The organism is Acinetobacter sp. Root1280 (assembly GCF_001425285.1).
Lineage (GTDB): Bacteria > Pseudomonadota > Gammaproteobacteria > Pseudomonadales > Moraxellaceae > Acinetobacter > Acinetobacter guillouiae.
Genome location: NZ_LMED01000005.1, coordinates 1 through 24802 on the forward strand (window position 1 = coordinate 1; position 24802 = coordinate 24802).

Consider the following 24802-nt stretch of genomic DNA (forward strand, 5'->3'; position numbering starts at 1 on the left):
AAGACTTTCAAAATCCTTGCAGAGCGTTATCGAAATAGAGGGAAAAGACTTGGCTTAAGGTTCAATTTGATTGCAGGTATTTATAATTTAGAACTGAGTAAAAAGTGAGTTATGAAAGAAGTCTATTCAAATATTTATTGGAATAACCACTAAAATTTTACAGCCCCGAGATTGAATTTCATCTTGTACCTATTTAGATTGAAAATGAATAAAAATATGGATCGCTAAAATGACAAACTACAGCGCTGAAAAACTTGAAACAATTGAATCTTATATTGAAAACCCTACACAAGACTTCTACTTTGATGTTTTTGATGGTCGTTATGACATTGTCATGGTGGTGGATTGGAGAGAAGAGGATGATGCAATTATTGGCTATTGTGAAAATATTTTAGAAACTGGACAATTGTCTGCTGAACTTGAAGATGCTGAAAATCAACAAGGTTTTAGCATCACAATTCATTATGGTGAAAAATCATTGTTGATTCCTTATCAAGGAGAAGGTGCTGATCGTGATACCACACTACGGTCACTCAATGAAATTTTACAACCTGAGTATGAAATCCGTTTCTGCAAAGCTTCTGATGGTTCAGACACATTAGAATTTATTCCACTTCCGAAAAAATTATGGCATCAACTGGATATGAAATATACAGGAAAAATGGATGCATTATTTGCTCGGTTTGAGCATGATTCAGTTTTTTTTGGAAGTTAATTGGGTTAATCAATTAGAAGTAAAATTGACTAAAATAAAAACGTGAATTTATTGATTGGATTAATTCATGATTTATTTTGTCGTAATAAAAACACCACAAAGCCCTTAAAGTTTGGATCAGTATCAAATTTAAGTTGCTGATCCCATTTACCATGTTGTACCAAGCCAATTTTATAAGGCAGTTTCAATGTTGAAGCCTTGGTTAAATAAGTCTGATAATTTGGAATAGTCGTAGAGCCTTGATAGGTTTGAATCACCATTTCATCAATATTTTCTCTAAATAGCCTAAGTGTAACTGGATCACGCAGATTGGCCCAATCCATCAAACTGGTGATGCTGAGTTGATAGTGCTGTGGTAACTGCTTTCTAAGCTGTTGTAGAAATAAGCCATACGCTTTTAAATTTTTAGTTGGCGCATCAAAGTCAATTTGAATACCTTGAATGTGATTGCCTGCGCTTTCCCACTGTCGGACGCGTTGTAAAATTTTTTCTATTTCAGTACCTTGCCAATTTAAATGATGATTTCGAAAAACCAACCATACCTTCTGATGTGAAATTTTAACCACAGAAATGCCTTGTTGGATCAAGATAGATTGGTTGGAATTTTTCTCCAGCCTAACTTCACCTTGTAAAATATAGATTTCCTTAGCTTTACTTAAATAAGGCGCAGACTTGATATTTCCCCAAATCCAAAAGGCATCATAGTCATTTGCATTGACCTGATCTGAGGCTGTTGCGGATTGACTCGGTTGACACGCCATTAATCCTAAACAACATTGGATTGTCAGTAGAACCGAGAAAATCTGTTTAAGCATGAATCAGCTACCAATAATATTTTAAAGATTTTGCCCATGTGGTATTTGGATAGTCACGTTTAATTTGTGCGTACCATTGTTTGCGTGTGGATTTTGTGGCCTCTTTTCCACCACAGACATTTATACTACTCGGCGAATAACACATAACAGCGCGATAAAGAGCATAAGCTTGTAATTCACTTTTAGAATTCGATTTAATAATTTCCTTATAGACCTCACCACGACTAAAAGTTTCACCTGTAAAGGCATTTTTCGGCTGGCTAAAACTTGGACCATAGTAATAGTCACCATAAAAATTTTCTAAAGCAGTGCCTTGATTACGCATATATTCGCCTAGGCATAAACGATAAGTTAAATTTTTCGGATTTTTTTCTAAGCCAGCTGTTAAGGTACTTAATTTAGGGCATTTGAGTGTTGGTGTAATTTCATGACCATTCCAAACAAAAACTTCGAAGTGGGGTTCTGACTTATAAGCTTTAATTTTACTGTTGTATGCTTTGTATTCTGAGGCATCTTGAGGTAACCAAGTGGTATAGGCTTTATTGAATACCGCATAGTTTTGATTCATAAAGCTTTTATCTAATAATGTATACAAAGCCAGATTTTTTTTATCAGCTGAACTGTCTTTGGCAGTAATGATACTTTCCAAAGCTTTGACATCGGCAATTTGAGTAATGAATGCTTTCTGTAAGCTTGCTTGTTTGATTTTTGAATGTTTTCCTAAAAAAGCATTTTGGTTATTGGTGTTTTTATAGTGAATCGCTAGGGCGACTTCTGCCAAAGTTTTTTGATAAGGATTAGCAGAAATTGCGAGTAAATGATCCCAATATTGTTCAACCAGATTTTTATCACTACTTTTTTCAAGAATGACCCCTTTAAGCGTATATTGGCTGAGTTCTAAATAATTTTGAATGGAATTGGGTTTTTGTTTTGGTAAATAATTTAACGCATCTTGCGGTTTTTTCTGAATAAAATATAAATGAACGGCTTGTAAATAACGGAACAACTCAGGTTGCTCCTTAAATACAGGTTTTTGTGCATTTAACTCGGACCAGCTAATTGGCCGGTACTGTGTAGAATCACTTTGACGCATATACATCAGATCATAGATGGCTAAAAAGAAAGGATCGTTGAGTGTTTTTGCGTTGAAGTTTTCTAAACCAAATACCTTGCGATCTATTTCGGCCGGCAATGTGGACATATCGAGATTGTAATAATCTGATGTGGGGTGATCCATCTGCCAAATCATCTCTTTGACTAGCGCATCTTGTTGATTGGCAATCCAGTAGCCTCGGCGTAAAAAGCCTCTGGCACTGGCTACGTATTGACCTTTAGGATAAAGCTTAAAATAATCAGTAATGCGATTAAAAAAAGTTTTAAGAAGTACTTGATCAACTTTCTGAGTATCTAAATCACCATAAGTTCCTAATGACTGGCTATACAGCTCATTTAATGTCGTACGGATGAGCATGTATTGAGCTGTTTCTTTTAACCAAGGGTCATCAATTTGGCTTATGGCTGTAAATATTTTAGTTGCTGAGGAATAGTTAGCTTTGTAAAATAAAATGATCCCATTTAAATAAGAAGCATACTGTTGAGCGGACTGTGTCCATTGTGCATTGACTTGAATCAGTGGAATGCTTTGTTGACAATTTTTGATCTGATTTCGTTGTTCTAACAAGCTGCTTTTTTCGTCTTGAGATATTTTCTTGTGATTTGAAACCTGTTGAAGAAAAACTTCAGCACCAGATTTGAGCGTTATACAGCGCTCATCATAGACGTGATCATTTGCATCATAAAAAGCACGTTTGTTTGGAATTTTATTTTCAGATGCTTGAGTTAATTCGGTAGGGTAAAAAGGGACTAAGCCACTAGACGTATCCCATAAACTCATTTTATCAACTTCAAATGCTTTGATACTTGCTAAACCTTTGTCACTTAGCAGTAGCATCATGTTGGTTCTATTGTCATTGGCTGGATAGAGTACGGGGAAGTTTAATATACGATATTGATTGTTGTTTAGGTCAAAAGTTGGTGATGCGATTTCTTCTGCAGCGCCAGCAAAGCTAGAACTAGGATGAACTACCAAAGGTAAACCGATAAGAAGGACATATTGCAGTGTTTTATTTTTAAAAAGCATAAAGTGCCTATCGTTATAATAAAAATTTTAATATTTTAATTTTATTTATGCAGATAAAAAAAAGATAGAGAGAACTCTATCTTTTTTTAAAACAGTGGCAAATGAGGTGCAGGGGAGACATAACTAAAACTAAAGCTCACACTGAGCGCTGTAATTAGAATGACGGAATACAAAAAATATTTTTTTGCCCAGACCTGATCATTTTCAGCTTTAAATCCAATAATCGATAAATATACCCAATAGACACATAAAGCATTAAAGGTAATAAGGAAGAAAATGTTGGTATAGCCAAAACAATACAATCCATTTAAAACTGCAGCAAACAGAATAACGTAAATTAAACTTTCAACTTTCGTGCGAAAAATTGAACGGGCTACAGGTAAAATTGGAATATTTGCATTTTTATAATCATCAAATCGATAGATTGCAATTCCCCAAGAATGTGGCATTTGCCAGAGTGCATAAGCTAAAAAAATCAGCAAAGCGGCAACATCAAATCCGTTGGAAACAGCAGTATATCCAATTACAGGAGGGCTTGCGCCAGAAATACTTCCAATCACAGTTTGGTGAATGGTAGTACGTTTACTCCAAAGACTATAAAAAATCACATACACAACAAAGCCAAGTACAGCAAAGCCAAATGCGTAGGCGTTGACAAAAAACCACAACAAAGCAAAGCCAATTAAACCGAGCACAGCAGAAAAAATTAAAGCAACTGTTGGGCTGATAGTTTTTTTGACGAGCGCACGATTCATTGTGCGTTGCATTTTTTGGTCAATGTCTTGGTCAATGACATTATTCACCACACAGCCAGAGGCAACGACAAGCGTAGTACCGAGTAATGTGATGAGAAGTAAAAGGAAATCTACAGAACCTTGAGCGGCTAAGAAAAAGCCGCCCAAAGTGGTAACGAAGTTACCAAAGAGAATTCCTGGCTTAGTCAGGAATAGATATTTTTTCAACATGACACCCTAGAGCATCATGTTTGAATGTAAGTAGTTCATGATCCATACAGAACCAATTAATAGAACTGCAATCGTCAGAATCGTATAGATGAATGCAATCACATTCCAGCGTTGTTCAGAAGATGAATTCATGTGCAAGAAGAAAACTAATTGTACAAGAACCTGAGCAATCGCAGTGATCGCAATCGTTGCAACAACTGCACCACCAGTCATTCCTTTCATCACCATCCCGAAAGGGATGATGGTCAATACGACAGAAAGAATGAAGCCGATAGAGTATTGTTTGATGTTTCCGTGCGAAGCACCAGCAGCATTATGATCATGACTCATTATAAAGCTCCCAGTAAATAAACTACGCTGAATACACAGATCCAAACGATGTCAAGGAAGTGCCAGAACAAACTTAGGCAAGCAAGACGACGTGTATTTGGAACAGTCAAACCATTTTTCTTGATTTGAACCATTAACACGATCATCCATACCAAACCAGATGTTACGTGGATACCGTGCGTACCTACAAGGGTAAAGAACGCAGACAAAAACGCACTGTGGCTAGGACCATGACCAGCGTGAACTAAATGATTAAATTCATAAAGTTCCATACCGATGAATGTTGCACCAAAGAGCCAAGTGATAATTAACCACATAAGCACTTGGTTGACATTTTTCTTGTAAGAAGCAAGTACCGCAAAACCGAAAGTCACAGAAGAAATCAAGAGAGCAAAGGTTTCAACAAGTACGAAACCTAAAGACTCACCAAATAACTCTTTTGGACTTGGAGTACCAGGCGGAATATGACTGCTTAATACAGCGAACGCGATGAAGAGTGTACCGAATAAAATCAAGTCACTCATCAAGTATGTCCAGAAACCAAAGACGGTGATGTCTGTATCATCGTGATGATGATGTTCATCGTGTCCGTGGTTGTCGTGATGAAGTACTTCAGCCATATCCTTAGTCCTTCTTCAAGTGTTTTTCAAGTAAAGCATAACGCTCGTTTTCGATACGTTCTACTTCAGCAGCTGGTACGTAGTAGTCCACTTTTTTAGTGAATGAACTTACGATGAAGCTGATAACAGCACCAAGGAAAGTTGCAACGACTAACCACCAGATATGCCAGATTAAAGCGAAGCCCATTGCTGTAATGAACAAGGCAATAACAAAACCAGCAGCCCGGTCAGTTGGCATATGAATATCTTCATATTTCTCAGGACGTGCATACGCTACACCATTCTCTTTGTCATTCCAGAAAGTATCAATACCATTGATTTTTGGAATTTCAGCAAAGTTATAGAACGGAGCAGGGGATGAAGTAGACCATTCAAGTACACGACCATCCCATGGATCGCCTGTGTTGTCCATGTTGTCGTGACGTTGTAAGAAACCAACAATAACTTGCATTAAGAAACAAGCAATACCGATTGCTACAAGCACAGCACCAAACAAAGCAATTGCTAAGTATGGGTCCCATTCAGGGTTGTCATATGTATTCAAACGACGTGTCATACCCATGAAACCAAGGATATAAAGTGGCATGAATGCAAAATAGAAACCAAAGAACCAGAACCAGAACGATGCTTTACCCCAAGTTTCATTTAACTTCCAACCAAACATTTTTGGCCAGTAGAAAGTGATACCTGCGAACATACCGAATACAACACCACCAATAATTACGTTATGGAAGTGAGCGATCAAGAATAAAGAGTTGTGTACCAAGAAGTCAGCTGGTGGAACAGCCATCAATACACCCGTTAAACCACCGATACCGAAAGTCACAAGGAAGCCAAGTGTCCAGTACATTGGTGATGTAAAGGTAATACGACCCTTATACATAGTGAATAACCATGAGAAGATTTTCACACCAGTAGGAATCGCAATAATCATGGTCATGATACCGAAGAACGCGTTAACGTTGGCACCAGCACCCATGGTAAAGAAGTGGTGTAACCATACCACGAAAGCAAGTACTGTAATCGCAATCGTTGCATACACCATAGACTTGTAACCGAACAACGTTTTACGAGAGAACGTTGAAACGATTTCAGAGTAAAGACCAAAAGCAGGTAATACTAAGATATATACTTCTGGGTGACCCCATGTCCAAATCAAGTTCACATAAAGCATTGGGCTACCGCCAAGCTCATTGGTGAAGAAGTGGAAACCGAAGTAACGGTCTAGCGTTAACATTGCAATTGTTGCAGTCAATACTGGGAAAGATGCAATGATCAATACTGCTGTACAAAGTGCAGTCCAAGTAAAGATCGGCATGTCCATAAGTTTCATACCAGGCGCACGCATTTTGATGATGGTAACAAAGAAGTTAACACCCGTTAAAAGCGTACCTAGACCAGAAACCTGGAGTGCCCAGATATAGTAGTCAACACCAACACCAGGAGAATATTGAATGCCAGAAAGAGGTGGATAAGCCATCCAACCTGTTGCAGCAAACTCACCTAATACTAATGAAACCATCATCAAACCAGCAGCACCAGCAAATAACCAGAAGCTCACAGAGTTTAATAATGGGAATGCAACGTCACGCGCACCAATTTGAAGAGGTACAGTGATGTTCATCATACCAACAACAAGACCCATTGCTACGAAGAAGATCATGATTACACCATGTGCGGTGAAGATCTGATCGTAATGGTCTGGATGTAAGTAACCTTCACCGCCACCTTTTGCAAGGAACAGTTGAAGACGCATCATGATTGCATCTGCGAAGCCACGAAGTAGCATCACAACAGACACAAGGATATACATAATACCAATTTTTTTATGGTCTACAGATTTAAACCATACATTCCAGAGGTAACCCCATTTTTTGAAATAGGTGATACCGCCGAAAACTGCAATTGCACCAAGAGCCATAATGACCATTGTTACAAGTACAATCGGCTCTTTAGGGATTGCATCCCAATTGAGTTTACCTAATAACAAAGACATGTCTTATTCCCCTACAGAAGCAGTTGCATGTTCAGCACCTGCATGTTCAGCGCCTGCATGGTCTGCACCATGGTAGTTGCTCATGTAAGTGTTGATAATGCTTTTGAACAAGTCAGGCGTAACTGAAGAATAATAAGTCACAGGATGAGGCTTAGTAGGGAATGGACCTTTACGTTCAGCTTCGTGTGCAGCTTTAAGTTCTTCTGGAGTATGCGCATTGTTCAGCATTGCTTCAATTTGGTGTTTAGAACGATCACCATCTTTGAGCGTAGCAAATTCAGTCGCATCAAGCGTGGTTTTTTGGATCGCTTCAGGATTAATTGAAGTACCTTTACCTGCTTTAATAGCGTCTACCCAAGTGTTGAAGTCAGCATCTGAAACAGCATGAGCTCTGAAACGCATTTGCGTAAAGCCATAGCCGCTATAGTTTGCTGAGAATCCACGGTAGCCATCTACTGGACTTGGATGTTCTGCAAGCATATGTAACTTAGTTTGCATACCTGCCATTGCATAAACCTGACCTGCTAACTTAGGAATGAAGAACGAGTTCATTGTAAAGTTAGAAGTGATTTGAAATTCAATTGGTTTATTGACTGGGAAACGAACTTCGTTAATTGTAGCTATTTGTTGTTCAGGATAGATAAATACCCATTTAAATTGTTCAGCGACTGCTTGAATTTTTAAATGTTCTTCCATCTGACCTTGAGTATTCGTTAATGGTCTGTAAGGGTCATATTTGTGTGAACCCCACCATGTTAAATACGCAAGAATAGCAATAATAATACACGGGATACCCCATACTACAATTTCAATCGCAGTAGAGTGTGCCCATGTAGGTTTATAGTCTGCATCTTTATTTGACGCGCGATATTTCCAACCAAACCACAATGCCATCAAGATCGAAGGAATTACGACCAATAGCATTAAGTAGATCGCAGTCATCATCAGGCTACTTTGACCTTCAGCGACTGGACCTTTAGAGTTTAGAAGTACTATATCACCACCACACCCAGTTAAGAGTGCGGCGATCGCAGATAAAGACAATACAGCTAAAGTCGTTTGTCTCATTTTACAACCTCGGTGAAGAGTCCCATTCCCTATATAAATATGGGATAGCGATTAAAGTGCCGCATGATTGAAAATGACTATTATTTCTAAATAGAAAACATTCTCAATGATCTGACACCGCTACGTTGTAGGGCATTATGCCTCATATCGTCAAACTTAGCTATACATAGAGGTTGAATATATTGATGTAAAAATACCTGATATTTTTAGTCGGAATTATAAGGAAAACAAAAACATAAATTATTATTTTGTGCTTGGCGAGCGATAAAAAATGGCGGTATAACCGCCATTTGAATTATTCTGAAAGATCAATAACTTTGGTTTTAGAAATACGATCATGTAATGCATAATTCTCTTTAGAGAAAAACATGAACAAATCAACAATGAAAATGATGGCAATCAGAGGTAATACGCTCATAACTTGAGACAGGATAAGAAATAAAAATGAACGAACAAAAAATCCTCTTAGCGACCCTGGCAATTGATTGGTATTGACATCAACAATTTGCAGTTTGAATATTTTTTTACCAATAGATTGTCCAAATTTGGTAATCATAAAGCATTGAGTGATCAAGAGAATAAGTACAAAGATCATCAGAGCAATATTCAGGTAGGCCGGCATACTTTGACTGATCATTTCCGCAATTTTAACTTGGTTATCTACTGAGAAACCATCTGAAGCAACTTTGATTGCATCTTCAGGCATAAAATAAGCAATAGCGATGAATTGGGGTAAAAACAAAAGGGCGAAGTCGATAAGTTTAGCTGAAATTCGTTTACCTACAGGTGCCGCTTTAATGATTTTTTTTGTACTTTTTTCAATTTTTATATTGGTGATAGCAGGATTTTCTTGACGATCAATTTGTTCGTTGTTTGATGACATTGGTGTGACATAACCAATAGGCTCATAAACAAGTTTACCTTGTGTAAGTTCACCAAGCGCTTTCCATTCCGTTAATCCTTGATGCCAAGCTAAATCTGTTAAAAGCACTTGCTGGCTTGCAAGCATTTGATTCAGTTGTTCAATTGAATACGGACCAGCTTGTTGGTTATTTCTCGCCAAGTAAATTTGCATAAAACTCAATTCTCAAAATAAATCTAAAAGTACAAAATTGGTAGATGAAAATGAACATAACCGCAACTTTGTTCACCTACTTTTTTAAACCACTATGTATACTAGATTTTTGAATGTATTAACATTAAATTTACACGAAATCTTAAAATATCAAGAAAAATTAACCTATTTAGCAGCAGACCGGTGACTGTGAAACTTGGTTTAACATTCAAACACAGATGTGAAAACTTAATATAGAAACTATATAAAATGTTTGTATCTACGTTAAAAACTACCAACCTTAAATCTGATATTTCATAGAATATTAAAATCAAAGTTTTAAAAAATATACATAAAAAAGACCCTGCTAGAGGGTCTTTTTAAACAGCTTTGATTAAGATTGTTTAATCTTTTCTTCTGCAAGGAAGAACCAAGTATCTAAAACTGAGTCTGGGTTTAATGAAACAGATTCAATACCTTGTTCCATTAACCATTTTGCAAGATCAGGGTGATCAGAAGGACCTTGACCACAGATACCTACATATTTACCCGCTTTACGGCAAGCATGAATTGCCATAGAAAGTAATGCTTTTACTGCTGGATCACGTTCGTCAAACAAGTGAGAAACGATACCAGAGTCACGGTCTAAACCAAGTGTTAGCTGAGTTAAGTCATTTGAACCGATAGAGAAACCATCGAAGTGTTCAAGGAATTGTTCAGCAAGTAATGCGTTTGTTGGTAACTCACACATCATGATCACTTTAAGACCGTTTTCACCACGTCTAAGACCGTTCTGAGCCAATAACTCAATAACACGTTTCGCTTCAGATACTGTACGTACAAAAGGAATCATGATTTGAATATTGGTTAAACCCATTTCATCACGTGCTTTTTTCAATGCACGGCATTCGAGTTCGAAGCAGTCACGGAAGTTATCAGATACATAACGGCTCGCACCACGGAAACCAAGCATTGGGTTTTCTTCTTCAGGCTCGTAAAGCTTACCACCAATCAAGTTCGCATATTCATTTGACTTAAAGTCAGACATACGAACAATCACTGGTTTGTCAGCAAATGCAGCTGCAAGGGTAGAAATACCTTCAACCAATTTTTCAACATAGAATTCAATCGGTGATGCATAACCAGCAGTACGTGCCAGAACTGCCGCACGTGTTTCGCGTGGTAGGCTGTCGATGTTTAACAAAGCTTTTGGATGCACACCAATCATACGGTTGATGATGAATTCTAAACGTGCAAGACCGATCCCTTCGTTTGGAATTTGAGCAAAGTCAAATGCACGGTCAGGGTTACCTACGTTCATCATAATTTTGAACGGAAGTTTTGGCATAGATTCGATCGAGTTACGTTGAATTTCGAAATCTAACGCACCTTCATAAATAAAGCCTGTATCACCTTCAGCACAAGAAACAGTGACTTCTTGACCATCAACAAGCACTTCTGTTGCATTACCACAACCTACGATGGCAGGAACACCAAGTTCACGGGCAATAATTGCCGCATGACAAGTACGACCACCACGGTTAGTTACAATTGCAGCAGCACGTTTCATCACTGGTTCCCAATCTGGGTCAGTCATGTCAGATACAAGAACATCACCTTCTTGTACTTTATCCATTTCTTTAATCGAGGTAACGATACGAACTTTACCAGAACCAATACGTTGACCAATTGAACGACCTTCACAAAGAACTGTACCTTTCTGTTTAAGCAGGTAACGTTCCATTGTGCCGACATTCTCACGGCTTTTTACCGTTTCAGGGCGTGCTTGAACGATATAGATTTGATCATCATCACCGTCTTTTGCCCATTCGATATCCATCGGCGCTTGATAATGTTCTTCAATAATCAAGGCTTGTTTAGCAAGTTCTTGAAGCTCTAAATCATTTAAAGCAAATTGTTGACGATCTGCTTTTTCGACATCAACAACGACAACAGATTTACCCGCAGCACCTTCTTCACCATAAATCATTTTTTGGTGTTTAGAACCAAGATTACGGCGAATGACGGCATGTTTGCCATTTCTTAGAAGTGGCTTAGAAACATAGAATTCGTCTGGGTTTACTGCACCTTGTACAACCATTTCCCCCAAACCGTAAGAAGCAGTAATAAATACTGCTTCACGGAAACCAGATTCTGTATCAAGTGTAAACATTACACCAGCAGCACCCGTTTCAGAGCGAACCATACGCTGAATACCAGCAGAAAGCGCAACAATATCATGTGCAAAATTTTGGTGTACACGGTAAGCAATGGCACGGTCATTATAAAGTGAAGCAAAAACTTCTTTAATTGCGATAAGAACGTTGTCGATCCCACGAATGTTTAAGAAAGTTTCTTGTTGACCCGCAAATGAAGCATCTGGTAAGTCTTCAGCAGTTGCAGAAGAACGTACTGCAACAGCAATGTCAGGATTACCGTTTGAAAGGGCAGCAAATGCTTCGCGAACTTCAGTCTCTAGACCTGTAGTAAGTGGAGTTTCTACAATCCATTGACGGATTTTTGCACCAGTTTCTGCAAGTGCGATTACATCATCAACATTTAATGCTGCAAGTTCTGCATTGATTTTAGCATTTAGGCCACTTTGCTCTAGGAATTCGCGATATGCATCAGCAGTCGTTGCAAATCCACCTGGAACCGATACGCCAGCATTTGCTAAATGACTGATCATTTCCCCAAGTGAAGAGTTTTTACCACCCACGATCTCAACGTCGTGTTTACCTAGTTTTTCCAGACCGATTACGCGTGCTTCCAAAGTTGTTACTCCACTTATGCAGTATTAATCACTATCTTGGCATGAAATTATAACAAAAAACTTAGCATTTTGATTCAACTAAGTGATAGTCATGTAAGATGGGCTTACTATAAAGATTATACATCGCTAAGACAAATGTTTGAGGAGATTTTTAATGTCAGAAAGTAACCAAATAAAGCGGAGCGTATTTTTTATTTCTGATGGTACAGCGATTACGGCTGAAACCCTTGGGCATTCATTATTAGCGCAATTTCCTCATGTAAAGTTTGATATCCATATTATTCCCTATATTACCTCTGAAGAAGCTGCAATGAATGTGGTCGAAGAAATCAATAAAAGGGCGGATAAAGATGGTCAACAACCTTTGGTATTCGATACTTTGGTTGACCCTTATGTTCGTGACATTATCAATACTGCAAATGCTGTAAATCTTGATGTTTTTGAAGGGCTTATTAGTAAGTTGTCGGACGTTTTAGGTACACCGCCTACAACTTTAGTCGGACAAACCCATGCTGTGACGGATTCTGAGTCGTATAAAGCACGTATTGATGCTGTTCATTTTGCTTTGGATAACGATGATGGGGCACGTACCCGTCATTATGACAAAGCAGATTTAATCCTGATCGGCGTATCGCGTTCTGGTAAAACCCCAACTTCAATTTATTTATCTTTGCAGTTTGGTATTCGAGTTGCAAACTACCCATTAACCGAAGAAGATTTAGACGATAATCGTTTACCTGCGGTACTGAAAGAACATAAAAATAAACTATTTGGTTTGATGATTGATGCTGAACGTCTCGTTGCCATTCGTTCTGAACGTAAAGCCAATAGTCGTTATGCGAGCTTTTCGCAGTGTCAGATGGAGCTACGTGCTGTTGAAGGGATCTATATTTCTGAAGGGATTAAATATTTAAATGTTTCAGAGATGTCGATTGAAGAAATTTCAACACGTGTTTTACAAATGACAGGGCTTAAACGTCGTATTGGATAATCCATCCTTATAATTTTTGATGTGTGATGTGGTGTAAGACTAGTATTGAGCTGAATCAAGATTTGGCTCTTTTTCTTTTATGTTTATTATTTTTTATAGTGTGATTTGTTATATGAATAAGATATTAAAAGTAAGTTCATTTTTCATGCTTGTAAGTGTACAAGGTATATTTGCACAACAAACCAATGCTGAATCATTGAGCAACTTTGAAAATGGTTTGGTTGAAAAATACTATCAAAAATCCTGTTCAGGGCGTGGTGAATGTGATCAGTACAATGAAAAAATTTCCAGTGAAATTGAAAATAAAATAAAAAATGATTCATCGAGTTTTGCATATTCGTTTGCAAAACTCACTGAAAAAAATATGCTGGATATCCATTACAGTCCTGATCGAAAAATCAAATTTTATACGATGGACGTTTCTGCTGGGGGAACGATGAGAGAACCATATAGTTTAATTCAAGTGAAGCCAAGCAATGGATTGGCGTCCCAAGAGTTAGCTCAAGTGGGATTTATCGATAAAATTGCGCAAGTCAAAATTAAAAATCAGGACGTTTATTTAGTCACCAGTCTATTTATTAATAGTACTTGTTCGAGGGGCTATCGCATTCACTCCTTTGTGTTGAATAACGACAAATTTGTCGCGCAACCCATTTTTGAAACTAAGACTCAAAAACTTGATTCAATTGGTGTTGAAAATGATTGTCAGGAATGGGAACGTTCTGCAGAAGATTTTATCCGTATCTCAAAAGACTTAAAAAATATCGATATATTAGTGGTGAATGCTTCAGGCAAACTGACCAATAACTATTTACGTTATCAAAAGACTCCACAGGGTTATCGTTACAGCGGTGTGGTCAAATAATTCAAAGAATAGTGAATTTAACAAGTTTAAGAGGCCTAGAAGCCTCTTAAACTCGAATCTTCTCAAGCTATTATTCGTAAGTGGTAATAATCACATCCACTAAATGTTCAATTCCTTCCATACTTTGTACAGCATTTTCAGTAATTTTAACGACTGGCCAAGTGATCAATTTACAGTTTTTACGTTGTAGCGCTGTATAGTAGGTGTCGGATTTTAAAAACACTTTACTCTTTAACGCAGAGTTTGGCATTAACTGACGTTTTAACCATTGTTCCTGAACTTGCGATTCTAGATAACGAATCGCTAACATCGATTTAACACGATGATTAAACAAACGACGGTTTTTGATAATCAAAGGGTGCGAGATTAAATTTTGAACCCCTTTTTCAGTTTGCGGTAAAATAAAAGCGGGTGTGATTTGAAACACTTTTACAAATTCAGCACTGTTTAAAACGTGGCCAAGATGGGTGACTGTAAGTTGGTTTGCACCAATAATTGCCACGTTTAAACCAGTAAAATCGGTGAGTTTAATTTCAGTAGATGCAATAATTTTACCTTTATAATGTTTTAAAAATTCAGGCTGATTTTGAAAAAAACCTTCATTTTGACTCTTTTTCCTATCGAGCATATTATTTCCTTTTTATACTAATTTGTCGCAGTGGGTTCTGACGTTAATTGATATATCCAACTTGGGACTTTAGGTAAAGACTTTTCAGGAATCTTGTCAGTCACGCTAACCATGGCATCAATCGGGATATGGAACCATTTTTTATTGCGATCTACTACATTTTTGCCATGAAATTGAATGATTTGGAACCATGGGTTACGGCGTCCTTCCGCTGTTCTTCCGCCAATTTTCGAAAATTTATTCATTGCTGCATATAATTTTTCTTCAGGAAGCCCGAGCTTAATGACGTTGTCACGCATTTTATTGATCAAGGGTAAGTAGGCTAAAATACCCAGCATCAAACGTGGGTCGATTACTCGTGCAGCCATTTGGGCAAGCTCAATGACGCTTTTATTGATCCCTTGTGCTTCCATCACACTGAAACCCACACCTAAATGCCGTGCTTCATCACCATTAATCAGTTCAAAGGCTTGGTGGCAAACAGGATCATCTACAGTATCCAATAAAAAGGTACATAAAGCGCCATCCAAAGCCACTTCAAGCATGGGAATCACTGCGCCTAAAATATAAAAAGGCATTTCATCGGCATAGGTATCTAGCCATTCAATAATCAAGCGTAAATTTTTATTTGGTTTAGGGATATCACCATCTAACATTCCCCAACGTTTCATGAGCGCCATTTCTGCATTGGCATGGCGTTGTTCTTCGGCATGGAAGATGGCGTACATCTCGCGTAAAGTTGCCGTTGGGGCTTTTTTTGACATTGCCGAAAATGCACGGGCACCTACATGCTCAATCCACATCAGATCTGCCATAAAGTCTTTAAGTTTTGGCCATTGTTCGGCTGTAACCAGCTCATGGCCTGGTGCATCCCAATCAATATCAGATAAAGTCCATTGTGTGTTTTTGACTTTATCTAACATTTTTTCTAAGTCAATTGAAGCCATAGCAAATCTATCAAAAATAAGGATTTCATTGCATTTTATTTAATATTTCTGTGAATCAATTGGCAAAGATATTCATTGTGGAATGATGAAAAATATCAACGCAGTAATGGTTTGATTTTGAATGTGAAAATTTAGCTAAGTGATTGAGATAAAAAGAAAGACTTGTCATAAAAGGACAAGTCTTATCATTTGGAGCAATAGATTGTTTAACAATTAAAATTTATCTTCTGGTGTTTCTAATTCTTTAACTTCAACTTGCTGAACAGGGTGGGGCTGAGGTAGTTCAGGCTGTGAATGTGTTCTGAGATATTCCAAGTCTCGAATATTCTTTTGTACAGCAACAGCACCGAAGAGACTAAGTAAAAAAGCCATGATATAAAAGCCTTTCTCACTGAATGCCATCGTCGCATTCCATAAACCCAATGCGAGCAGAACAATACAGATCACCACTGAAGCCCAGCACAGTCCATAATAAATTGCTGTGACTTGCTGACCTTCAAGTTTATCCCGAACAACTTTTTGCAGTGAAACAGCAGAAAATAAACCATAAAGGATCAGGATTAAATAATAGCCTTTTTCATTTAATAGAATTTGTGCATTGAATAAACCCACACAGTAGGCTGCCGCACCAGCAAGTAAAGCCACCCAACTGACTGCAATAAAAGCAGGGGTGGGTTTATTGATATATTGATTCATTGTTGTTCCTTATTACTATTTTACTGATTTTTATATGTTCTATTATGCTGATTTGAAATGAGATGGCAAATCTTTTCAATTTATGAGAGCTAATTCAAATAGAGTTTAATTACGAAGAATAATAAATAGTATTTTAAATCAATTGGATATTTAAGCTATAGAACAGTTAAATCAAAAAAAAACCAAAATGAAATTTGTCATTTCATTTTGGTAAAGAGGAAAACATGATTGATTTGTATTATTTTTTTAAATCCATCAACAAACTAAAGTTGTCTAGGCGCTTCTGTGTATCATAAATATCGCAAGTGAAAATAAATTCATCTACCTGATATTTTTCTAAAAGTTGCTTTAAACCGTTCTTTACTGTCTCTGGTGAGCCAATTTGCGCCATACCTAAGAAGTTTTGTACGGACATTTTCTCTGATGCAGACCATCGGCCTTCCATTGTTGCTACAGGCGGTTTCAGTTTTAAACTTTGTCCTGTCAGTAATGCAAGAATACGTTGATACACACTTGTGGCTAGATACTCCGCTTCCTCATCGGTTTGGGCAACCACAGTAGGCACACCCATAGATACAAACGGTTTATCTAAATAGGCGGATGGTTCAAAATTGTCACGATAGAGCTGAATGGCTTGTCCTAACATTCTCGGTGCAAAATGTGAGGCAAATGAATAAGGAAGTCCTAATTTAGCCGCCAGTTGTGCGCTAAAAAGACTCGACCCTAAAAGCCATACAGGCACATGCGTACCTTGCCCTGGTGTTGCTTTAATTCTTTGCTGAGGCACTGCGTCCGCGAAATAGCTTAAAATTTCTAAAACATCTTGTGGAAATTGCTCTTCAGTTTCTTGACGACCACGTCTTAATGCACGCATGGTGGTTGGATCTGTTCCGGGCGCACGACCTAAGCCGAGTTCAATACGATTTGGAAAGAGTGTTGCCAAGGTACCAAACTGTTCAGCAACCACTAAAGGTGCATGGTTGGGTAACATAATCCCTCCCGAGCCCACTTTAATATTTTTTGTATTGGCTAAGATGTAACCAAGCAATACAGCAGTTGCGGAGCTGGCGATACCGTCCATATTATGATGTTCAGCTAACCAAAGGCGATCAAAGCCCAACTGTTCTGCATGCTGAGCAAGTTGCAATGCATGCTTAAGTGAAAACTCAACTGTTTGATCTTCTCGAACAGGTGCGAGTTCTAGGATAGAGAACTTCGTATTCTTTAATGCGGTATCTGTTAAAGACGACATTTTTAAACTCGAAAATAATATATATCGAAATAATACGATATAAGTGTGCAAATGTATATCGAAAATTGTCGATATTTGGTGGTTTTGATGTTGATTTTATTATCCAAAAAAATTAAGCACCCGGAGGTGCTTGATTTAAATGATTGGATATTAATTTTGCAATGAAATTAATTTTTCCAGTTATTCCAACGGTTTTTGTTTTTGTAGTGACCATAATGATTGCCATTGTCTTTACGATAGCCACGGTCATTATAGCGATAATCAACATTACGATAACCGCTACGATCATAACGATCATTGTAACGTCCATAACGGCTGTCATAGCGGTCATCATAACGACGGTCGTCACTGACTTTTTGACCTAATGCAGAACCACCTGCAGCACCAAGACCTGCGCCAATATAGCCACCAGTTGAAGTACCCGTCACATTACGACCTACGGTATAACCACCAGCACTACCTAAAGCACCACCGATGATCGCACCATTACGGTCACGTTTATTTGATGAAGCGCCTGCGCCAACACCACCACCGATTGCAGAACCAATCATAGCGCCTGTTGAACCACCCATTTGTTGGCCAATCGCAGCACCCACCACACCACCAAGTGCAGATGTTAATGCTGTATTGGTTGAGTTGCCTGCATGTGCAGTCGTCATCATTGTTGCTGCAATTACAGTTGCACCAAGGATTGCTTGTAATTTCATTTTAAACTCCTGATTGAAGCTTCTTCGAATTCTTTAACTTGAGGCTAGAATAACGAAACATTTAGCAATAATTATGGATTTGAATGTAAGCAATTTCTGTGTTTTGTGTGTGGATTGTATTTCTTGCTCTTTAATTTATTCATATTACGTGAATGTTAAACTTAATTTTAAGTAAAACCTTATTTAGTACAATCAATATTAACCTATAAATCATTACTTGTAGTTCTACAGGATAGACAGTTTATCTAAGATGAAACGATACAAAAAAGCACCCGAAGGTGCTTGATATCGTTCAAGGATCAATTAGTGATGACGACGGTGTTTTTTGTAGTACTTTTTATTGTACTTACGTTGATCTGCATGGCGGTCTTGAGAAACTTTTTTACCAAGAACTGAACCACCCGCTGCACCAGCAGCAGCACCAATATAACCACCTGTGGTACCACCCATATTTTTACCTACGGTATAGCCACCAACACCACCTAAACCACCACCAATTGCAGCCGCAGTACGGTCTTTTCTATTGGTTGATGCAGCAGCACCACCTGCACCGCCCACTGCTGAACCAATCATTGCGCCAGTGTTACCACCAATTTGTTTACCTACAGCAGTACCAACGACACTACCTAAAGCAGAGGTTGCTGCGATACGTGTTGAGTTATCAGCATGAGCACTTACTGTAAATATTGAAGTTACTGCCAATACAGTACTAAATATGATCGTATTAAATTTCATGTGTTGCTCCATGTCCTTATCTGGACAGTTCTATCTCTATTCGATGTGGCAAATGTAACAAAAATTTTTCCAAAAAATGTGGAGAGGGATCTGAAAATTGATAGCGTTTGGTATCTGAATGTATGTTTTCTATTAAAAGTGATTTTAAAACACCCATATTAGTCAACAATTAGCATGAATAATGGAGAATAAAAGCATCTAATCAAAAATCATGCGGATCATCTTGTTATAAATTCTACAGCTTATCTTGATGGTGCTTATATAAATGTGTCATTTAAATGGCAGAATCGGTAAACTAGGCACAATTTTAGAATTTTCTTACCAATTTTAAATGGGCTGTTATAAAGCTCGATGTTTTTTGGTAAGGCTTAGCTTGAGAATGTATTTAAAATGAAAGAATCGTTACGTTTACGATTAGACCAACTTTGTGATCGACATGAAGAGTTAGAAGCATTATTGGCAGATGTCGAAGTCATTTCAGACAATAAGCGTTTTCGTAATTTGTCCCGTGAGCATAATGATTTATCAGAAATTACCGATGTTTGGAAAAAGTACAAGCAAGCTGAAGAAGATATTGAAACAGCAGAAGCAATGTTAACTGATCCAGATTTTAAGGATATGGCTGTTGAGGAAATCAAAGAGAACAAAGCTTTAATTGAACAACTTGAAGCTGAGTTAAATATTCTCATGATTCCTAAAGACCCAAATGATGCCAACTCGGCATATTTGGAAATCCGAGCTGGTACTGGTGGTGATGAAGCAGCGATTTTCTCAGGTGACTTATTCCGTATGTATAGTAAATATGCTGAAACTCAAAACTGGCGTATTGAAATCTTATCTGAAAATGAAGGCGAGCATGGCGGATATAAAGAGATTATCTGTCTAGTGAATGGTGAAGGTGTTTACGGTCGCTTGAAGTTTGAAAGTGGGGCGCATCGTGTACAACGTGTTCCAGCCACTGAGTCACAAGGTCGTGTACATACTTCGGCATGTACTGTGGCAATTCTTCCAGAAGTTGATGTAGACACCACAGTAGAGATTAATGCTGCGGATCTACGTATCGATACTTATCGTGCTTCTGGTGCGGGTGGTCAGCACATTAACAAAACTGATTCTGCTGTACGTATTACCCATCTTCCAACAGGTACTGTTGTGGAATGTCAGGATGAACGTTCACAGCATAAAAACAAAGCAAAAGCGATGGCGTTACTGGCTTCACGTTTAGAGAATGCGAAACGTGCTGCAGCCGATGCAGCAACATCTGAAATGCGCCGTGATTTGGTAGGTTCAGGGGATCGTTCGGAACGTATCCGCACATATAACTATCCACAAGGTCGTATGACAGATCACCGTATTAATTTAACTTTATATAAGTTAGATGCAGTAATGGAAGGTGATTTGACTGAGCTACTTGACAGCTTACATCGCGAATATCAAGCAGATCAGTTGGCGATGCTTGCACAACAAAATGGTGGTTAATGAATATTGCACAGGCTTTGGCCTTACGTGGAGAAGCTGAAAGTTATGAGCGTCAAGAAAATGCTTGGTTACTTGAGCATATTTTAAAAATTGATGCTTTTGATTTGTCACTTAAATCTACGCAAGAATTAACTGCTGAGCAAGAACAGCAATATGTTGAGGGTCTAGCGCGGATTGCTGCGGGTGAACCCTTGGCTTATGTAACTGGCTCACAACCATTTTGGACTTTGGATTTAACCGTTACCAGAGACACTTTAGTCCCTCGTCCAGATACTGAGGTATTGGTTGAAACGGTTTTAAATCTTGATTTGCCTGAAGATACTCGTATGGTTGATTTAGGTACGGGTACAGGTGCGATCGCATTATCGCTGGCAAGTGAGCGTCCAAATTGGTCTATTATTGCCACAGATATTTATGAACCGACTTTAGAAGTTGCTTTACATAATGCTGAAAAGCATGACTTGGGGCAGGTCAAGTTTTTTCTAGGAAGTTGGTTTAAAGCTTTGAATCGTCAATTTTTTGATGTGATAGTTTCTAATCCACCTTATATTGATGCTGATGATGAGCATATGCCGCATCTTGCTTCTGAGCCTGAACGAGCTTTGGTTGCTGAGCAGCATGGTTTGGCGGATATTGAACATATTGTTCAGCAAGGTAAAAAATGGTTGGCGACTCAAGGTTGGATCGTACTTGAGCATGGTTATGATCAAGCTGAAGCGGTACAAAACATTTTTAAAGGTGCTGGTTTTAAACAGGTCAGAACTGTTAAAGACTATGGCGGTAATGATCGTGTCACGTTAGGTCAGTGGCCAAATTAGTTTTGCATTGCTATATCTAAAAAGACTTTGTTCGATGGCGGTGGTTGCGCTTATCCAACAAAGTCTTTTTTATTGGCGAATAAATAGTATTAAAAGAATTTGACCTATTCAAAATTTTAAAGATTGGGTTGAAATATAGCCTTTAGAAAAACCAGCTAAGTCAAATTACTTTTCACCAATTGAATCGGCTCTAAGAGTTTTTCACCCAGAGAGCTGTGCATTTCTCTTTCAATTAAACGAGTAATTGAATCTAAAGGTAAATCATTTTCTTGTAGGCCAAATGGTTCTTCAAGCTGAGCACTCAAAGCATCTAGTCCCAAAAATAAATAAGCAATTAAACTGACGATGACGGGTGTCCAAATCCCTAAACTTGCTTCTAAACTAAACGGCAAAATCAAACAAAAGCAATATACTGTGCGATGTAATAAGACTGAATAAGAATAAGGCAATGGGGTGGTTAGAATGCGATCACAGCCAGCCTGAATATTACCCATTGCAACAATATGATGATTTAAACCTTGATAGATAATGTCAGAAATTTCACCTGATTTAAGTGATTGCACTAAAGATTTTTGGATTTCTTCTAAAACAAATTGTGTAGCATTCAGGTGGTTTGCCAGTTGGCTAAAGCTTAATTCATCTAAATCAACTTTATTTTTATAAAATTCAATGGACTGATTTTGATTACGTAAACGATTTCTTAATAAACGGGTAAATAGCATCACACGATACATTAAAACTTTACGCTGGTTTTCTTGCAAAACATGCGTGTCACGAGAAAGATGGCGTGAGGTTGCAATCAAAGCACCCCAGAGTTTACGACCCTCCCACCAACGATCATAACATGCAGTATTTCTAAAGCTTAAGAAAATAGAAAGGATAATCCCGAACACGGTAAACCCAATTGCAGGTACAGCAGGAATTGTAAAATAGTGATGTGATGATAGGTAAACCAGAACTGTCGAGATCAGCACAACAAAAGTTAATGCGGGTAAGACTTTGGGAAGAATGGTGCCGTGCCAAGCAAAGAGAAGTGCGAAGCTGTTACTTTTATCACGAATGATCATACTGTCTACCTTACTATTACTGTGACAGTGTTTCATAGAGAAAAGCAGAAATGCAAGTTGCAAATAAGCAATTTAAAAAATACGGCTGATCAAAAGCCGTATTTTGAGCGGTTTATGTTCTCCAACGTAAAAACCAGTTTTCAATCAATTTCATCAGATTGTCAGTGAGTTTACCAAGGACAGCCAGCAAGATAATCGCAATAATCACAATATCGGGCCGTGAGGTTTCTCGACCATCACTGAGTAGATAACCGATACCTTGTGTTGCTGCAATCAGTTCTGCTGCAATCATAAACATCCACGCTAGGCTTAAACTGTTTCTTAGTCCAACGAGAATTCCAGGAGATGCAGCAGGCAGAACAATTTGGAAGATACTTTGTAGATAGGTCAGACGGTATACTTTTGCCACTTCTAACAACTTTGAATCAACACCATGTATGGCAGATACGCTATTGGTATAGGTGGGAAAGAATGCACCAATCGCGATTAAGGTAATTTTTGAGGCTTCATCAATGCCTAACCACAAAAGCAATAACGGAATCCAAGCAAGGCTTGGAATAGACTTGATCGCTGAAAATGTGGGTTCTAAAAAATCTTCAATGTGTTTGTTTAAACCCACTGCAATTGCAAAAATGAGTCCCAATAGGCTACCAATAAAAAATCCTAAAAATACACGCCAAGTACTGGTATAGATATGGGTAAATAAATCACCTGCGGCAAGCTCCTTGAATGAGTCAACTAAGCTACTTGGGGCAGGGAGCAGATAAGACTCAATCCATCCAAAACGAACTAAATACTCACATAATAAAATGAGCAACAACGGAATCGTAATTCCTTTTATCCATTTTAAAACATTGGCCTTAAAGGCAGGTTTGTTTAAACCCTCCTGCGTTATACGTACATTTGATTCGCTTTGCGTCGATTGAGCATGTGTAGACTTTGTCATTACTTCTCAGCAACCTTGCCAATGACCTTTTGCGCATATTTGCTGTCAAATAGTTGATCCACAACTTGATTTACATTGGTGCCTTTTCGAACCAGTTCCTCTTCAGTCAAAATAGTGCCTGCTTTCTTTAGCGCATTAAGCTGTTTCGCGGTTGGAATGTTTTGATCTAGATTGGTTCGACTCAATTGCAACTTCGCCACTTCAAGTGGCAATTTTGCTTCACGTGCTAATAATTCTGCAAGTTTATCTGGATTGGCTTTTGCCCATCTACGTGCTTGTTCATAAGCTTTAATTACAGCCTCAACTGCTTCTGGGCTTTGGGTGCTAAATTGATCTTTTACACTTAACACACTGTAACTATTAAAAGCGATATTGCGATAGAGCAGTTTTGCACCTGATTGCAATTGTGCAGATGCCATCAGTGGGTCAAGCCCAGCCCAAGCATCTACCTGACCACGTTCTAAAGCTGTTTTTCCATCTGGATGTTGTAGATGTACCAATTGCACATCGCGTTTATTTAAGCCAACGGTTTCAAGTGCTTGAAGTGTAAATAAGAATGGGTCTGTCCCTTTGGTTGCAGCAATTTTTTTCCCTTTGAGATCTTTTAAGGATTTGATTGCTGAGTTTTTTGCAACGACTAATGCAGTCCATTCTGGCTGGCTTTGGATATAAACCGTTTTAATCGGACTGCCATTGGCACGACTTAATACTGCTGCTAAACCTGCGGTAGAGGCGAAATCGATACTGCCACTGTTTAAATATTCAAGTGAACGGTTACTGCCTTGGCTAAACACCCATTTGACCTCTGTTTTGGGTAATGCTTTTTCTAACAGCTTTTGTTCTTTAACCACTAAACTTGTTGGGGCGTAATAGGCATAGTCTAATTTCAATGTTGTTGGGATGGCTGCAAAAGAAGACATTGCGGTTAAGCTTAAGGCTAAGGTGGAAACTAAGCGCGTCTTTTTTTTGCTAAAAACTTTCATACATACCCCATAAAATTCAAAGAGAAACACAGAGCTAGATATGTATATTTTTTAGGGTGAAAGTACAAAAAAGAAAAACAGATATTCACTTCTTAAAATATGAAATGTAAAAAATATTAGTTTAACTATATGAATAAATTTATGTTTTTAAAGTATGCATATTTGCTTGTTGAATAGATGATTATTGAAATGAGTTATAAAAAAATATTCTA

Annotated in this window: 23 protein-coding genes and 1 pseudogene; 6 read left to right on the forward strand and 18 right to left on the reverse strand. The window is 38.1% G+C overall.

Going from position 1 to position 24802, the window contains the following annotated elements; translation table 11 throughout:
* Positions 1-108: pseudogene (locus ASC84_RS06095) on the forward strand (IS5/IS1182 family transposase); the annotation flags it as partial.
* A gap of 121 nt (positions 109-229) precedes the next feature.
* Positions 230-715: a hypothetical protein gene (locus ASC84_RS06100; protein ID WP_056512621.1), complete on the forward strand. Its 486-nt coding sequence runs from the start codon at positions 230-232 to the stop codon at positions 713-715.
* 65 nt (positions 716-780) lie between these two features.
* On the opposite strand, the gene ASC84_RS06105 is transcribed toward ASC84_RS06100, so the two are convergent.
* From ASC84_RS06105 to ppsA, 9 genes are all read right to left on the reverse strand, one after another.
* Entirely contained in the window at positions 781-1530 is a 750-nt protein-coding gene (locus ASC84_RS06105) for a DUF3142 domain-containing protein (RefSeq protein WP_056512623.1), read from the reverse strand.
* Between the two features lie 7 nt (positions 1531-1537).
* A complete protein-coding gene (locus ASC84_RS06110; RefSeq protein ID WP_056512625.1) occupies positions 1538-3670 on the reverse strand; it encodes a hypothetical protein in 2133 nt (710 codons plus the stop codon).
* 86 nt (positions 3671-3756) lie between these two features.
* Entirely contained in the window at positions 3757-4635 is an 879-nt protein-coding gene (cyoE, locus tag ASC84_RS06115) for a heme o synthase (protein ID WP_056512628.1), read from the reverse strand.
* Between the two features lie 6 nt (positions 4636-4641).
* Complete coding sequence (gene cyoD / locus ASC84_RS06120) at positions 4642-4968, reverse strand: cytochrome o ubiquinol oxidase subunit IV (RefSeq protein WP_171066910.1); 327 nt, start codon at positions 4966-4968, stop codon at positions 4642-4644.
* Positions 4965-5585: a cytochrome o ubiquinol oxidase subunit III gene (cyoC, locus tag ASC84_RS06125; protein WP_056512630.1), complete on the reverse strand. Its 621-nt coding sequence runs from the start codon at positions 5583-5585 to the stop codon at positions 4965-4967. The genes cyoD and cyoC overlap by 4 nt, the downstream gene beginning before the upstream one ends.
* Before the next feature lie 4 nt (positions 5586-5589).
* On the reverse strand, positions 5590-7581 hold the full coding sequence (gene cyoB, locus ASC84_RS06130; RefSeq protein ID WP_004719352.1) for a cytochrome o ubiquinol oxidase subunit I: 1992 nt from the start codon (positions 7579-7581) through the stop codon (positions 5590-5592).
* Positions 7582-7584: 3 nt separating this feature from the next.
* Positions 7585-8649, reverse strand: coding sequence for a ubiquinol oxidase subunit II (gene cyoA / locus ASC84_RS06135; protein WP_004719354.1), 1065 nt, complete (start codon positions 8647-8649; stop codon positions 7585-7587).
* Positions 8650-8944: 295 nt separating this feature from the next.
* On the reverse strand, positions 8945-9724 hold the full coding sequence (locus ASC84_RS06140; protein WP_056512633.1) for an RDD family protein: 780 nt from the start codon (positions 9722-9724) through the stop codon (positions 8945-8947).
* Between the two features lie 373 nt (positions 9725-10097).
* Positions 10098-12476 (reverse strand): phosphoenolpyruvate synthase, encoded by a 2379-nt coding sequence (gene ppsA, locus ASC84_RS06145; RefSeq protein WP_056512635.1) that lies wholly within the window; start codon positions 12474-12476, stop codon positions 10098-10100.
* Between the two features lie 154 nt (positions 12477-12630).
* Here ppsA and ASC84_RS06150 point away from each other — a divergent pair, with 154 nt between their 5' ends.
* Together ASC84_RS06150 and ASC84_RS06155 are read left to right on the forward strand one after the other, a co-directional pair.
* Positions 12631-13467, forward strand: a complete 837-nt coding sequence (locus ASC84_RS06150) for a pyruvate, water dikinase regulatory protein (RefSeq protein WP_004719361.1) — start codon at positions 12631-12633, stop codon at positions 13465-13467.
* Between the two features lie 112 nt (positions 13468-13579).
* Positions 13580-14332, forward strand: a complete 753-nt coding sequence (locus ASC84_RS06155; protein ID WP_227515100.1) for a hypothetical protein — start codon at positions 13580-13582, stop codon at positions 14330-14332.
* A gap of 70 nt (positions 14333-14402) precedes the next feature.
* Here ASC84_RS06155 and ASC84_RS06160 read toward each other — a convergent pair whose 3' ends face one another.
* The 6 genes from ASC84_RS06160 to ASC84_RS06185 form a co-directional block, all read right to left on the reverse strand.
* The gene (locus ASC84_RS06160) at positions 14403-14960 is read right to left on the reverse strand and encodes a hypothetical protein (RefSeq protein ID WP_056512640.1); all 558 of its coding nucleotides are present in this window, start codon (positions 14958-14960) and stop codon (positions 14403-14405) included.
* Positions 14961-14977: 17 nt separating this feature from the next.
* Complete coding sequence (locus ASC84_RS06165) at positions 14978-15907, reverse strand: hypothetical protein (RefSeq protein ID WP_056512644.1); 930 nt, start codon at positions 15905-15907, stop codon at positions 14978-14980.
* Positions 15908-16120: 213 nt separating this feature from the next.
* Positions 16121-16603 carry an inner membrane protein YiaA gene (gene yiaA / locus ASC84_RS06170; RefSeq protein ID WP_056512647.1) on the reverse strand — a complete coding sequence of 161 codons (483 nt, stop codon included), beginning with the start codon at positions 16601-16603 and terminating at the stop codon, positions 16121-16123.
* Between the two features lie 238 nt (positions 16604-16841).
* A complete protein-coding gene (locus tag ASC84_RS06175) occupies positions 16842-17855 on the reverse strand; it encodes an LLM class flavin-dependent oxidoreductase (RefSeq protein WP_056512648.1) in 1014 nt (337 codons plus the stop codon).
* A gap of 167 nt (positions 17856-18022) precedes the next feature.
* Positions 18023-18562: a glycine zipper domain-containing protein gene (locus ASC84_RS06180; RefSeq protein ID WP_056512651.1), complete on the reverse strand. Its 540-nt coding sequence runs from the start codon at positions 18560-18562 to the stop codon at positions 18023-18025.
* Between the two features lie 303 nt (positions 18563-18865).
* Positions 18866-19297: a hypothetical protein gene (locus tag ASC84_RS06185; protein WP_004822418.1), complete on the reverse strand. Its 432-nt coding sequence runs from the start codon at positions 19295-19297 to the stop codon at positions 18866-18868.
* A 390-nt stretch (positions 19298-19687) separates the two neighbouring features.
* On the opposite strand from ASC84_RS06185, the gene prfA reads away from it, so the two are divergent.
* Both prfA and prmC read left to right on the forward strand, forming a co-directional pair.
* Positions 19688-20776, forward strand: coding sequence for a peptide chain release factor 1 (gene prfA, locus ASC84_RS06190; RefSeq protein ID WP_004719378.1), 1089 nt, complete (start codon positions 19688-19690; stop codon positions 20774-20776).
* Positions 20776-21594: a peptide chain release factor N(5)-glutamine methyltransferase gene (gene prmC / locus ASC84_RS06195; protein WP_056512654.1), complete on the forward strand. Its 819-nt coding sequence runs from the start codon at positions 20776-20778 to the stop codon at positions 21592-21594. The genes prfA and prmC overlap by 1 nt, the downstream gene beginning before the upstream one ends.
* Before the next feature lie 155 nt (positions 21595-21749).
* On the opposite strand, the gene ASC84_RS06200 is transcribed toward prmC, so the two are convergent.
* The 3 genes from ASC84_RS06200 to ASC84_RS06210 all read right to left on the reverse strand — a co-directional run bounded on the left by ASC84_RS06200 (position 21750) and on the right by ASC84_RS06210 (position 24590).
* A complete protein-coding gene (locus ASC84_RS06200; RefSeq protein ID WP_056512656.1) occupies positions 21750-22661 on the reverse strand; it encodes a bestrophin family protein in 912 nt (303 codons plus the stop codon).
* A gap of 112 nt (positions 22662-22773) precedes the next feature.
* Positions 22774-23607, reverse strand: a complete 834-nt coding sequence (locus ASC84_RS06205) for an ABC transporter permease (RefSeq protein ID WP_056512660.1) — start codon at positions 23605-23607, stop codon at positions 22774-22776.
* Entirely contained in the window at positions 23607-24590 is a 984-nt protein-coding gene (locus ASC84_RS06210) for an aliphatic sulfonate ABC transporter substrate-binding protein (RefSeq protein ID WP_056512663.1), read from the reverse strand. The genes ASC84_RS06205 and ASC84_RS06210 overlap by 1 nt, the downstream gene beginning before the upstream one ends.
* Between the last annotated feature and the right edge of the window lie 212 nt (positions 24591-24802).